Genomic DNA, 13,889 nt, shown 5'->3' on the forward strand with positions numbered 1-13,889 from the left:
TTAGAAGTTTTTTAAGACATATCTTTTGATGATATCAATCCTTTGTCAGGCACATAGAATAAAGAAATGTCAATCTGCTCTTTAGCTATCTGTGGCCTGCATCCGAATTTTAGTTCTTGATCGTCGCATTTGATTATAATGAGACCAGATGTAAATATATTACCTTTTATATCAGCCTTGATATTTTTTAATCTATTTGAGATATCTTTTTTTTGATTAGTGATAGTTTGAAATTCAGTCTGTGCTGTATTATAGCCATCCAATAGAGGAATTAGTTGCATAGTTTTTTTGGTAATGTTATAAAATTGATGTCCATATATTTTAATCCAATTTTTAACTTCTTCAGTTACCTTAAATGGAGAATTATAACCTTTAACCATTCCTATTAAAATATCTAATAGTGAAATAAGTATTTTTTTTTGTTGTTTGTCTGTTTCTGTAATCATCAGTTTGATTTTTTCAATCAGTATAATTATCATTTCACGTATATCTTTTATTATATTTTCCAGTAAAGCTAAAATTTTCGATGCTTTTTCATTTAATTCTCTCAGTTCATTAAAAATAGTCTTTCCTAGATTTATTTCTACTATATTTCTTATACTTACACCATTCATCTCAATTTTTTCTGCTATAATTTGTAGATATGCACATAGAATTTCTGTTTTGTCTTCTTTTTGTAATATTAGATGTCTTGTAGTAATTTTGGAATGTACAATTTCTTTTGTAATTTTAATCATTTTTTCTGCTTGCAAGATTGCATTTGAAACTATTGCTATATCTATTAAGTTTCCTGCCTTTGCTTCAGTTTTAGCAAAATTTGCCTTTATTATTTTAGATGCTTCTATTTTTTTGCACTCTATTGCTCCATCAACTGTTAAATTGCCATTTACAAAAATTGAAATTGGACCGCGAATGTCTCCTTGGACAAACATGTCAGCCATTGATGTTATTTCGTCTGGATAATCTACTATATTGGCTGGCGTTAGATTGAGCGGTAGGATTTTTATGTGATTGAGTATTGATATCTTGGTTAGGTTCTGAGGTCTTCTTAATTTGTCTTTAAATTCAGCAAATATAATGCCATGATTCAGTGAATATACTGCTGTACATGAACGGTCTTTATCTTGGGATGCACAGGTTTTTTCGACGATACCTTCACCTAATTCCAGCATAAACGGTTTGCCTGGTTTCGGCAGTATAGGAGTGCCGAAGACGTCCAGGCCTGGCGATCCAGCGGTTGGTCCATAGATATTGAGAAGCAGTTCATTTCCTTTTGTCTGTGGTAGATATTGAAGATCTTTTAAATCAAATGCGCTGTCTCCTTTAAAAGATACGGCATTTGGCATGAAACTATAGTCAAAATAGATAGCCGCCTCCCCATCCTCTCCGTTTGAAGGCGGCTCGCCAGTGATGGTCAGATTTCTTGCCGTCACCACGCAATTTACATTTATCGTTCTGAAGCGCGGCAGGCCTTTTATTATGGTATCGACCTGGAAGACGAATTTTTCTTGGGCGCCTGACCTTATTTTTTCATATATTTCCCCTGGCATGTCTATGTTGAATCTCTTCAACACGATCCTGATCGCTTCTGCCAATATGGCTTCATCGAACATGCCGACCGGTGGAAGGGTCATAAACGAGGCCTGGATGCTTTCATCAACAAATACCTCAAGCATGGTATCTGAGATGGCGTCTGCAAGGTATGCCGGAGATTTGAGCAAGTCGTCTTTCATGATGTTTTGCCAATCTGGGGACCGATGGCGGCAGACCCACATGCGCCGCATCTTTTACAGGCAGGGGGATTGCAGAAACCTGTTTGCCTGGCCGCTGCAGCCTTTCTCCATTCCATGGCAAGATAATCCTTCCTTACCCTATGTTTGATTATCTCCCATGCCAAAATGGCACCTATCTCCCTGCCGCTAAGATATTTTTCGGCAAACAGGTCATTTTTGTTTAATATCATATGCAACGAGGTCCTGGAAAGCGCTATTTCTTTGACAACTGGTGCAAGCAATCTGTCCCCTCTGCTCAGGAGGGCCTGGAGTCTTGCGTTTTTAAAAGGCTCCATACGTATAATAACATTCGGAAGCCTTAATCCGTCTTTTAGAATCCTGATCCTTTTTATCATGGTCTTTTCATCGGCGAAGGCCGCCCATTGAAATGGAGTCCAGGCCTTTGGGACAAAAGCGCTCACGGATACGGTTATATTGCCAAGCCGTTTGTTGGCCTGGCCAATTGGCCTCATGGTCAAGCGTATCCTGTCTACGAGTTCCACGATGGCCAGCGCATCTTCATCCGTCTCAAACGGGAGCCCAAGCATGAAGTAGAGCTTAAGGTTCGGCACGCCGCCTGAGGCTATCGCATCGACAGCTATAAGTATCTGGTCATCAGTAAGATTCTTGTTTATCGTACGCCTCAAGGCTTCGGATCCGGCTTCTGGTGCAATGGTAGCCACCTTGGCCCCTGATGCCCTGAGCAACCTTACAAATGACGGAGTTACAGCGTCAGCCCTCAATGATGAAAACGAAAGCCTTAAGCCCTCTGACGTAAGCCGCTCGGAAAGCCATTCTATCTCATCCAGCCCTAGATATTCAAGACCTACTAGTCCGATATCCTTTGCATCTTTGCGTTGCGCAAGGGCGGAGGCTACCGCCTCCATGGGCCATCGGCGCGGTGGACGGTAGACAAACCCTGCGGCACAGAATCTACAGCCCCGTCCGCAACCCCTTGAGACCTCGACCATGAACATATTTGGAAAGGCCGAATCGGATGAGATGATCTGGGTGTGCGGTGCGATCTCGGGCCTGTCAAGAAATACGGCAGGGGCGACCGGTATATTAAAGCCGTCCTCATGCCCCCAGCCTGTGAGTGCGCCGTCCTTGTGGATAGGCGTGTATGCCTGCGGGACATAAACCCCATTCATGCGCGCAGCCAGTTCCCGCAGTCGTTCTCTTCTTGAGGCCTTGGCATCCTCAAGCGCAGTCAACACAACCGTAAGTTGCGGGGTCATGGCCTCTATATCTCCGAGCAGAAATATGTCTATAAACGCCGCTACCGGTTCTGGATTTATGATCGTTGCAATCCCGCCAGCTATAATGACAGGGTCTCCTTCGCCTCTTTCATTGGAATCTAACGGGATGCGGGCAGAGGCCAAGGCCTTTACGAGATTTGGATAGCTTGACTCAAAGCTTATCGAAAAGACGATTATCCTGAAGTCTGTAAGCGGTCTTCCTGATTCCTCTGAGAGCAGGGCATCATTTAGTGGGTCAAACGGTGGCCCAGGCACGAAAAAACGTTCCGCTACTACTCGATCATCGCTATTGAGTACGCCATATACTGTTTGGAGGCCCAGGTTGGCCATGCCCAGTTGATAGGTATCTGGGAAGACCAGAGCGATAGGCGTCCGCCCGGTTCGTTTTTTGCGGATCGCTCCCTTTTCAATCCTCTTCGTCTTGTTCCATTTTTGCGAGGTCTTCAAATCTTATATCCATGCCCAGTATGCCAACGATTTCGTCTTCGTTGTTCAATATGGGCGCTGAGACGGTTATGCATAGGGCACCTGTGATCTTTGAGGTGTAAAAGTCAGAGATATAGACCTTACCGTTTTGCATGGGTTCTATGAACCATGGGCGGTCGGAGAAGTCCTCGTCAAGCCTAAAGGTTGCATATTTAGCCCTGTATTTTAAGTGGGTGATGTTACGCGTGATCTTCTTGCCATCGGCATTAACGACATAGAGAAATTGGATAAACGGATAATCGTCTATGACCTGTTTCAGAGTTGGTTCTATCCGTGCAGGATCCATTGACCTGATCTCCGGTCCTTCCACAAGTGAACCTATAAGGTGGAAGGCAAGGTCATGGGCCTCTGCCTTGAGTTCATCAAAGTCTGATTTAAAGAGTTCCGGGATATATTTCCTTGCCAAGACCTCCATTTCCTCGTCAGACATCGATGTAACCCTGCCCTGTTCATATTGTTGCATGATCTTTTTATATATTTTAACGACGCCAGGGTGTTTTTTGTCCACCATCTTTTCATCAGTGACCCCTAGCCTTGTATTGACCCAATGGGCTATGCCGGCCGTGCCGGCCTTGTCGGAAATGTTAACGGAGACCGGGCGACCCAATATCTTGGCTGTGTCGAAGATGTTGTATATTTCTTCGTTTTTCAAAAGGCCGTCGGCATGGATGCCTGCACTGGTCGTATTGAAATCTGCCCCGACAAGGGGATAGTTTTTAGGTATATGTACGCCCAATTCCTTTTCAAAGTAACTTGCCATTTCCGTTATAGCCAGGGTGTCTATTCCGTCATCTGTGGCCCTCAGGGCCATTCTTTCTATCAGAAGCGCTTCGATAGGCGTATTGCCGGTTCTTTCTCCGAAACCGAGGAGCGTCCCGTTCACTGCCTCGCAGCCATAGAGCCATGCCGTCACCGCATTTACAAATCCCTTATGGAAGTCGTTATGGCCGTGCCACTCAAGGAGTGCACCTGGGACCCCTGCATCGTCGATCATAGCCCTCGCAAGGCCAGCGACGCTTCTCGGTAAGGCGGCCCCTGGGTATGGCACACCCAGACCAAGGGTATCGCAGAGCCTTATCTTTATATCTATCCCGCTTTCCTCCCTTAGTTTCATAAGCTCGATGGCGAATGGGACGCAAAAGCCATAGATGTCGGCCCTGGTTACGTCTTCAAAATGGCATCTCGGCCTTATCCCCAACTCCAAGGCAGCTTTTACTATGGCAAGATATGAATCCAGCGCCTCCCTCCGGGTCTTGTTGAGTTTTAGGAATATATGATAGTCGGAGGCGGATGTGAGTATCCCAGCCTCCCTCAGACCCATATCTTTTACGAGTTTGAGGTCTTCTTTTTTCGCCCTTATCCAGCCGGTTATCTCAGGGAACTCATAGCCCTTTTCAAGACATTTTGCGACCGCCTCCTTGTCTTTGTTTGTATAGAGGAAGAACTCGGATTGCCTGATTATGCCGCGCGGTCCGCTGAGCCTCTTTAAAAAGTCGAATATCCTGCAGATTTGCTCCACTGTGTAGGGAGGGCGGGCCTGTTGCCCGTCCCTGAATGTCGTATCGGTGATGAGCATCTCTTTAGAAGGGGATGGAATGAGATATTTGTGTTCGAAATCAATGCGGCAGACCTCACTGTAAGGGAATATCTCACGCATGAGATTGGGTTCAGACACATCCTGGAGCCTATGGCGCCAGTGTTTGCTGTGCACATGATCCAGCAGTCCGCGATCAGGATTCCATTTTGCCATACTACACCTCCTTTTTGTCTGGATTCCAACCCGGCCTGAGATAAAGCTCGGCAAGCTGAGTCATGCTCACCTCTGCAGGTGCATGGGTGAGTAGGCACTGGGCCTTTTGGGTTTTAGGAAAGGCTATTACATCCCTTATGGTCTCCAAGTTTTTCATGAGCATCACAAGACGGTCAAGGCCAAAGGCTATACCGCCGTGGGGCGGCGCACCGAATTCAAGGGCCTCAAGGAGAAATCCGAACTTGTCCTTCGCCTCCTCTTCAGGTATCGAAAGTGCCTCGAATATCTTTTTCTGAAGCGGGTATTGATGGATGCGGATACTCCCACCCCCTATCTCAATACCGTTGAGTACCAGGTCATAGGCCCTTGACCTTACAGACGCCGGGTCCTTTTCAAGGATATCTATATCTTCGTTTTTCGGTGCGGTGAATGGATGATGGACTGCGACGAAACGTTTTTCTCCCTGATCATATTCAAACAACGGGAAGTCGGTCACCCAGACAAAATCAAAAACCTCTTTTGGGATGATCCCCCTCCGCCTTGCGATCTCAAGCCTGAGTTCGCCAAGGACTTTATATACGACAGGCTTCTGATCGGCCCCGAAAAACAAGATGTCTCCGGTTGCAGCGTCGAGCCGCGACTCTATCGCACGTTTTTCGTCTTCGGTGAAAAATTTTGCAATCGGGGATTGCCATGAACCATCTTCTTTTATCTTTACCCACGCAAGTCCTTTCGCGCCGAATCCCTTTGCGAATTCTGTAAGGTCATCCAGATCTTTTCTTGAGATATCCGTCATTCCTTTCCCGTTTACGGCCTTGACCACCCCGCCTGATGCTGTTGCGTTTGCAAATACGGAAAATCCGCACCCTGCTGCTATATCGCTTATATCCCTCAGCTCAAGACCGAAGCGGACGTCAGGGCGATCGGTTCCGAAGCGCTCCATGGCCTCGTTGTATGTGAGCCTTGGAAAAGGCGTCGTCAACCTTTTCCCTGTGGTTTCTCTGAATATGTGAGAGATCAGGCCTTCTATGAGGACGATGATGTCTTCCTCATCTACAAAGGAAAGTTCTATATCGAGTTGAGAGAATTCGGGCTGACGATCGGCCCTTAGATCTTCATCCCTGAAACAACGTACTATCTGGTAGTATCTCTCCAAACCGGCTACCATGAGCATCTGTTTGTAAAGTTGCGGCGATTGCGGAAGGGCATAGAAGCAACCCGGGTTCAGTCTGCTCGGGACAAGATAATCTCGGGCGCCCTCAGGTGTGCTCCTGGTCAGGACGGGCGTTTCAACCTCGATAAAGTTATGGTCGTTTAGATATGAACGCGCGGCCTGGCATACCTTGTGGCGGAAGATGATGTTTTCCATCATCTTGGGCCTCCTGAGGTCTAGATAGCGGTATCTGAGCCTCAAGGTCTCTGATGGCTCTGCCTCATCGTCATCCAGTGGAAACGGTGGGGTATTGGATGTGTTCAATATCCTCAATTCGTTGCAGGCTACTTCTATCATGCCGGTCTTTATCTTAGGGTTTTCCATCCCCTCAGGGCGCCTTCTGACCTTGCCCCTCACTGCTATTACATATTCGCTCCTGAGCCTGTGGGCCTTTTTATGGGTCTTGGCGTCCACCTCGGGTGCAAAGACCACTTGGGTGATGCCTGTCTTATCTCTTAGGTCGATAAATATGAGCCCTCCGTGGTCCCTCCGCCTCAGGACCCAGCCCATTAGCGTCACCTCCTGATTAAAGGCAGCCTCCGTGAGGCTCGAACAGTCGTGGGTGCGTTTAAGCCCGTTTATAGAATCCATCAAATCCTTGCGCCTCCTTGCGTTGCAGAGTCGTCAGTCGGCCGTTTATTTATTAATTTCATTCGTATCTCTTTTGTTGCTGGCGTGAAAGCCGTTTCTGCGCGGTGTTATGATTTTTGCCTTTTTTATCTTTAGTGTAATTTCATCAACTATGTTATTATCTATTTGTATTTCCTGCTGTTCATGGGAGACAAGATTTCTCAAGATCAATTTCCCTGAATCTATCTCGTTTTCCCCAATTATAAGAACGAACCTGGCGCCTAATCTATCGGCGTCTTTGAGTTGAGACTTCAGCCCTCTGTCTTCCTCGTAAACGGTTTGTACCTCAAATCCCATCCTTCTTAAGGAATTTATCCATGGAAGGGCCGTTCGTCTCGCCTCTTTTCCAAGGGCAGCTATGAAAAGATCGATATTTTCCGGTGCGGCCTTCCTACCGGACACCATCAATGCTAGACGTTCTAACCCTATTGCCATCCCTACGCCCGGCAAATCAGGCCCCCCAATGGTCTTTAAAAGTCCATCATATCTCCCGCCGGCTGCAACGGCGCCCTGGGCCCCAAGGGCAGACGAGACTATTTCGAATGTGGTCCTTACATAGTAATCAAGCCCCCTTACTAGATAGGGATTGACCGTAAACGGGACATCAGACAGGAGCAGGTAGTCCGACACCGCCTCCATGTGTCGTGTACATGCTTCACATAGATGATCTCTTATGAGCGGCGCAGGCTTTAATGCAACCCTGCATCCCTCTTGTTTGCAATCGAAGACCCGCAATGGGTTGGTCTTGCTCCTCCTTTGGCAGTCGGGACATAGATCTTTTTGTACTTCGTCAAGAAAATCGTCGAGTGTCTTTCTGTAGGTAGTTCTACAGATACGACAGCCAAGGGAATTGATCTCGACCCTTACGTCATCAACTCCGAGTTGTTTTATGACCTCCCAAGGTGCGGCAATCACCTCGGCGTCTGAAAGCGGCGCATCAGTTCCGATTATTTCTGCATCTATCTGATGGAATTGTCTGAGTCTGCCCTTCTGAGGCCGCTCATGCCTGAACATCGGGCCGATGGTGAAGAGTTTCAAGACCTTTGAAGCGGTATAGAGTTTGTGTTCTATTACTGCCCTGATAATACCTGCGGTGGCTTCTGGTCTAAGGCTTATGGAATCGCCATTTCTGTCGGAGAAGGTGTACATCTCCTTTTCGACTATATCGGTATGTTCTCCTATGCCGCGGGTGAAGACATCGGTCCTTTCAAGTATGGGTACGCGTATCTCTCTAAGGCCGAAAGAGGCCAATACCTTCCTAGCAGTCGTCTCTATCCCGCTCCATATGCCGCTTTCGTCCGGCAATATGTCTTTAAAGCCGCGTATTGCGTTTATTGACATCTATTGATCCTTAATCTCAGTGTCGCATTTTAAAATAACGAGAAAAAGGCCGGGATGCACCGGCCTTTTGCACTGGTTATTCTGCGCTGATTTGTTGACTGCTGCTTCCGCCTGCGCTTAGGACGAAGACGTCACCTTTCTAGTAGAGAAATACACATCTGCCTACTTATCATGTTTACAAGCAGGCAGATGGCGGCAGGTAGATCAGCTGTGCTAATCGCAGTTCATGGTTTCGTCTACAAGGTGGCCGTTTTCATAGGTTTTGACGGACACACATCGCTTTGTACCATTGTATCTGTTTGTAGGGGTGGCCTCCACCTTTTGCCAGCCCCCTTCGGAGGTCCGGCGTTCATAAACTACAGGTCTACCCTGATCCCTGGCCTCCATGGCCGCCCTCTTCGAGATCTCGGCCATAGTCCCGCCGGCAACCGCACCGAGGGCACCTCCTATGACAGCGCCGCGCCACGGATTGCTTCTGTCAAGAAGTGCGCCGGCGGCAGCCCCTATAGCGCCCCCTACGCCTGCGCCCTCATAGTTTGACTGCGTAGGAGCGCATCCTGCCATGATACTGCATGAAAAGATAAACGCGGTCAGGAAGGACAGGCCTTTGATCCAGCGGAATCGATTGACCTTTATTGCCGTAATCAGCCGTTCCAATCTTTGTGTTCTTCCCATCATTGTCATCTCCTCTTGTTTTTTGTTGCCCTGTCCAGCGGCGGACAGGTTGTCTTTAAATTTTTGCTGAATATGGTGCACCTGCCTTGTGTATAGGCAGGTCCTAACTTAGGATATAAAATTAAACGAATAGGGTTTAAATAGCAAGATGATGCCGCCCATATTGTTGTCGATCTGCCTCTAATCGACTGAAGCTGACCGGTATCGTTGGGATTATAAGCCATTAATATGACTTTGTTTGAGACTGACTATGATACATTACAGACGTAAATACTATGATATCTTTTCTCATTTTTATGACTGGGTTATCAGTCTGCATTCCAAGGACAAGACCCTTTCTCTGAGACATTACCTTGCCAGGAGTACAAAGGTCAAGCCTGGGGATCGGGCGCTTGATCTGTGTACAGGGACGGGTGCGGTGGCATCGGTTATGTCGGAATATGTACAGGATGGTTTGGTCGTAGGGGCGGATTTTTCTTTCGGGATGTTGAAAAAGGCCATGGAGAAGGCGGACCAAAAAGGTTTGAAAAATATATTTTTTGTCGTTGCCGATGCGGCTGATCTGCCTTTCAAGGCGAATATATTTGATGTCGTTACCTGTTCCCATGCAATTTATGAATTGACAGGACAGACCAGAGGTTCGGCGCTGAAAGAGATAAAACGTATTCTGGCGCCTATGGGTCGTTTCTGTATGATGGAGCATGAGGAACCAAAAAGGCCCATAACAAGATTTTTGTATCACATAAGGCTCCTTTCCATGGGGAAGGAGGGGCGTCGGATAGTTCAAAACGAGATACAGGAGCTGCAGGGTATATTCAGCAATGTCTCCAGGGAGATCACCGCAAATGGAAAGACAAAGCTCATCTGTTGTGAAAGGGATTAAGATTATCTGTTGCCCGGCCGGATCCCCGGCATACTTTTTGATTGAAATCGGGACGATTTCATGATCCTGTGTCAAGGTGTTCCGTTGGGTGCGTAGGCGGCTTGGAATGTCCATAGACTGAGGCTGGATGGAGTGATGCCGAGACATAATAGCCGCTTAAGCACCCAAGGGTAAGCGCCGGCACCAGCGTAAAACCAAATGTCATTTCGCTGACCATAATCACCGATGTGAGCGGGGCATGTGTGACCGCCGCGAGAAAGGCACCCATGCCTACGATGGCGTAGGCATTTTCCGAGGCGCCTGACAGTATCATGTGTATACCAGACCCACCTAGACTGCCAAGCGCCGCGCCTACAAATAGTGTAGGCGTAAACACGCCGCCAACCGCCCCTGAACCGGTTGTTAATATTGTAGCAGCGGTCTTTAGGATAAGGATAAGCAGAACTATGTCCCAGGCATGGGGTCTATGCAGCAGCGAGTTGATTACAGAATAGCCGTTGCCCCAGACCTCAGGACGTATGGTCGAAAGGGTGCCTACCGCAAGCCCGGCTGTTGCCATTTTTATCCAGAGCGGCAGGGTTAGATGTCTGAAGGCGTTATGTGTAGTGTCCATAAGGCGGACAAAAACAGAACCGAGTACCCCGGCGCCGATTCCGAGCAGTGCGACGAGCATCAATTCTGGTGCCGTGGAGAGCTTACCAGGGGCGGCGGCATAGATCGGCCCGACATGGGTAATATGGCGCACCACTAGATCGGATACAGTGGATGCAAGGAGAAGCGGCCCGAGTCTGCTTATGGTGATGCCTCCGAGCACGATCTCCGCTACAAAAAGCGACCCGGCGATGGGTGTGTTGTAGGCGCCGGCTACACCGGCAGCCGCGCCGCATGCGATCAAAAAATGGCGTTCGCTAGGGGCGGAATGGAGCCAGTCAGAAATGGCGGATCCGGTAAGCGCTGCAAGCTGCACCATCGAACCCTCGCGTCCAATAGAGCCGCCCGAGACCACCGATGCAGCCGATGCGGCTGATTTCAGGAGCGAATCACGCGCCGGCAGGTCTCTTCCCGCGACTATCGCCTCCATATAGTCTGCGCCGTTTTTGCCTTTGCCCTGCCCTGCGAGATACTCCAGGATCAAGCCCGCCAGCAGTCCGCCTATGGCTGGCGAGACAGCGCGTAGTAGAGGCGGGAGCATGGCTGCATCCGCCACCAGCCCCAGCCGCGTTCCATAGATGCAGGTTTCGCTGAAGATCAGAAGCCAGCGGAATGACAGTACGGCAAATGCACCTAGTATGCCGACTGCAATCGCAAGGGCAAGCATCCGCAACAGATGTAGATCGGAGGAGGTGTTGTAGGCAGGCTGTGGAAGATCGGAAGGAATCAAGGCTTTCAACGTCTATTTGAGTTGAGAAGGCAAAATGCTGCTATTGCACAAGTCTGCGCCCATGATGTGACCCCCACTTCTATCTCTGGCATGGCGGTATTTAGATCGGTTAGGTCACTAGCTGATTTCTCATCGTGTATAATAATCATATCAAGATGTCAAACATATATCAGAGGCGACATAGACGGTCAAGCAAACCACCTCGGTTTGAAGAACGCGCCTCTTTCAATTGTGTGCCTATCCAAATTAGATCTGTAAAACCTTCTGTGGTGATCTCAACTGCTCATGGTCCAGATCTCCTGAGACTATGAAAAAGGACAAATTAATTACGCGGTATAATGGGTCGACAAATATGTTTCATGATACCCCAACATTGCTTTAATCCTTGACAAAGTTATGTCTATCAATGACTATGATCTCCTTAGATCAAGGGATCGTGATCTGGCTGTGATCTAAAATGAATCGCCATAGATATCTTTATAACATCTTTAATTTGCAGCGCCTTTTAGAGCGTTGGCAGCCATCCGAGTCTATGGTGCTGGGCGGAGCGGCCTTGTTTATAGGGCTTGGAAGTGGCGTAGGGGTATGGCTGTTTAAATGCTTGATCGGCCTTGCGCACCTGTTCTTTTTTGAAAGATTGGGTTATTTTTTAAATTTTTTGGGTCCGTGGCGTGTGCTTCCATTGCCGGTTTTGGGTGGGTTTGCAGTAGGCCTGCTTGTATATTTGGTTGGAGGTCAGAAGCGGTTACAGGGTGTCTCGGGTCTTATAGAGGCGGTCGCCATAGCCGGCGGGCGGTTACCCTATATGTTTGCGCCTGTTAAGGCTGTAGCATCCGCCCTTTCAATAGGTTCTGGAGGATCAGTCGGACCAGAGGACCCATCGGTTCAAATAGGTGCAAGTTTTGGTTCAATGCTCGGCCAGAAGCTCAGACTCTCGGACGAGCGTATTAAGATACTTGTAGCGGCCGGAGCTGCAGGTGGGATATCAGCCGCATTCAACGCCCCTATCGCAGGCGTCTTTTTCTCCATGGAGATAGTTTTGGGCGAGATAAGCGGTGGGGCATTGGGCATCGTGATATTGTCATCGGTGATATCTGCAATCTTTACCCAGTGGGCTAGCGGGCCTGAGCCTGCCTTCCATGTCTTTCACCGCTCAATCAGTGCATTCAAAGACCTCCCGCTTTATCTTGGGCTTGGCCTGGTTTCAGGTCCTATCTCAGCCATTTACACAAGACTTCTCTATATATTTAAAGACATGTTTTCGGCATGGCGGTTTCCTGGCTGGCTGAAACCAGCTATTGCCGGCGTGTTTCTGGGGATCATTGGGGTATTTCTGCCGCAGGTCTTAGGAGTAGGCTACAGGACTATAGAAGGGGTGTTGGGCGGGCAACATCTGGGCCTGTTGCTGCTGTTTGCCATATTGGCCGCAAAGCTTATCGTTACACCTATGAGCATAGCAAGTGGTTTTCAAGGTGGACTATTTGCACCGGCCTTGTTTATCGGTGCAATACTCGGGGCGGCATATGGTTCGGTAGCGGATAGTCTCTTTCCGACCCTATTCATAGATCCATCCTCCTTTGCGATGATAGGCATGGCAGCGCTTCTTGCAGGCGCGGTACATGCCCCCCTGACCGCCATCCTACTTATCTTTGAGATGACCAAAGATTATACTGTGATGCCACCGCTGATGCTTGCTGTCGCCGTGAGTTTTTTTGTATCAAGGCGTCTGCAGCGGGATTCGATTTATTTTTACGCCTTTGCAAGGCGTGGGATCCGCATAGAGCATGGCAGGGATGTGGAGGTGTTGGAAGGGCTTACCGTTTCCCAGATCATGAAACGCGAGATAGAAGTGCTTCATGAAAGCGATTCACTTGCAGCCGCTTCAAATACCTTTATGCGTTTGCGAACTCATAGTCTTCCTGTGGTCGATTCCGACGGCTGGCTTGTCGGTATCTTTACAATGCAGGATCTGGACAGGGCGTATGGCGAGGGCAAAAAGAACGTGGGTGAGGCGTGTACAAGGGAACTGTTGGTAACTTATCCCGAAGAGACCTCGGCAGAGGCACTTAGAAAGATGGGGATTAGGGATATAGGTATGCTTCCGGTGGTCGAAAAGGGCAATCGCCGGCGTATTATAGGCCTCTTGCAGCGGGACGACATCATTCGGGCCTATAACGTTGCTCTTACCTTGAGGGCGGAGGGGCGGCATCATATGCAACAGATAAGGCTCGGGGCAGTAAGCGGCGCTACCGTCAGGGAGTTTGTCGTGAGGCCTGGATCTTCTTGTGCAGGAAAGAAGATCAGCGAGGTAGCCTGGCCAGGGGACGCCCTTGTGGTCTCCATAAGGAGGGGGCACAGGCTCATAATACCCCATGGCGAGACTGTGCTCCAGGGTGATGACGTCATTGTGGTGGTGACAAAGGATTCCTGGACCGATGAGCCACAAGGCCAGGTTGATATGTCCATGCCTTGTCGATAGTTTTTTTATTTTATCAAGGA

General features: G+C 48.5%; 9 protein-coding genes. 2 read left to right on the forward strand and 7 right to left on the reverse strand.

The features are described 5' to 3' along the window. Positions 1-11 precede the first annotated feature (11 nt). From LGS26_RS06270 to LGS26_RS06295, 6 genes are all read right to left on the reverse strand, one after another. Positions 12-1,733, reverse strand: coding sequence for a flagellar assembly protein A (locus LGS26_RS06270; RefSeq protein ID WP_237887996.1), 1,722 nt, complete (start codon positions 1,731-1,733; stop codon positions 12-14). Continuing rightward, entirely contained in the window at positions 1,730-3,478 is a 1,749-nt protein-coding gene (locus tag LGS26_RS06275; RefSeq protein WP_237888005.1) for a radical SAM protein, read from the reverse strand. Before LGS26_RS06275 ends, LGS26_RS06270 begins: the two co-directional genes overlap by 4 nt. After that, the gene (locus LGS26_RS06280) at positions 3,438-5,267 is read right to left on the reverse strand and encodes a triose-phosphate isomerase (RefSeq protein WP_237888006.1); all 1,830 of its coding nucleotides are present in this window, start codon (positions 5,265-5,267) and stop codon (positions 3,438-3,440) included. The genes LGS26_RS06275 and LGS26_RS06280 overlap by 41 nt, the downstream gene beginning before the upstream one ends. Before the next feature lies 1 nt (position 5,268). Continuing rightward, complete coding sequence (gene aspS / locus LGS26_RS06285; RefSeq protein WP_237888008.1) at positions 5,269-7,071, reverse strand: aspartate--tRNA ligase; 1,803 nt, start codon at positions 7,069-7,071, stop codon at positions 5,269-5,271. Positions 7,072-7,116: 45 nt separating this feature from the next. Beyond that, on the reverse strand, positions 7,117-8,451 hold the full coding sequence (hisS, locus tag LGS26_RS06290) for a histidine--tRNA ligase (protein WP_237888010.1): 1,335 nt from the start codon (positions 8,449-8,451) through the stop codon (positions 7,117-7,119). 213 nt (positions 8,452-8,664) lie between these two features. Then, entirely contained in the window at positions 8,665-9,129 is a 465-nt protein-coding gene (locus LGS26_RS06295; protein WP_237888012.1) for a YMGG-like glycine zipper-containing protein, read from the reverse strand. 247 nt (positions 9,130-9,376) lie between these two features. Here LGS26_RS06295 and LGS26_RS06300 point away from each other — a divergent pair, with 247 nt between their 5' ends. Next, positions 9,377-10,009: a class I SAM-dependent methyltransferase gene (locus tag LGS26_RS06300; protein ID WP_237888014.1), complete on the forward strand. Its 633-nt coding sequence runs from the start codon at positions 9,377-9,379 to the stop codon at positions 10,007-10,009. A gap of 58 nt (positions 10,010-10,067) precedes the next feature. Here the strand turns inward: LGS26_RS06300 and LGS26_RS06305 are convergent, their stop codons facing one another. After that, a complete protein-coding gene (locus tag LGS26_RS06305) occupies positions 10,068-11,399 on the reverse strand; it encodes a chloride channel protein (RefSeq protein WP_237888016.1) in 1,332 nt (443 codons plus the stop codon). Between the two features lie 448 nt (positions 11,400-11,847). Here LGS26_RS06305 and LGS26_RS06310 point away from each other — a divergent pair, with 448 nt between their 5' ends. Beyond that, positions 11,848-13,869 (forward strand): chloride channel protein, encoded by a 2,022-nt coding sequence (locus LGS26_RS06310; protein WP_237888017.1) that lies wholly within the window; start codon positions 11,848-11,850, stop codon positions 13,867-13,869. Positions 13,870-13,889: the final 20 nt, after the last annotated feature.

The organism is Dissulfurimicrobium hydrothermale (assembly GCF_022026155.1).
Taxonomy (GTDB): domain Bacteria; phylum Desulfobacterota; class Dissulfuribacteria; order Dissulfuribacterales; family Sh68; genus Dissulfurimicrobium; species Dissulfurimicrobium hydrothermale.

Coding starts and splice junctions, on each gene's coding strand:
- hisS (WP_237888010.1), bottom strand. CDS start 8,451: ATGTCAATAAACGCAATACGCGGCTTTAAAGACATATTGCCGGACGAA.
- LGS26_RS06300 (WP_237888014.1), top strand. CDS start 9,377: ATGATACATTACAGACGTAAATACTATGATATCTTTTCTCATTTTTAT.
- LGS26_RS06295 (WP_237888012.1), bottom strand. CDS start 9,129: ATGATGGGAAGAACACAAAGATTGGAACGGCTGATTACGGCAATAAAG.
- aspS (WP_237888008.1), bottom strand. CDS start 7,071: ATGGATTCTATAAACGGGCTTAAACGCACCCACGACTGTTCGAGCCTC.
- LGS26_RS06270 (WP_237887996.1), bottom strand. CDS start 1,733: ATGAAAGACGACTTGCTCAAATCTCCGGCATACCTTGCAGACGCCATC.
- LGS26_RS06310 (WP_237888017.1), top strand. CDS start 11,848: ATGAATCGCCATAGATATCTTTATAACATCTTTAATTTGCAGCGCCTT.
- LGS26_RS06280 (WP_237888006.1), bottom strand. CDS start 5,267: ATGGCAAAATGGAATCCTGATCGCGGACTGCTGGATCATGTGCACAGC.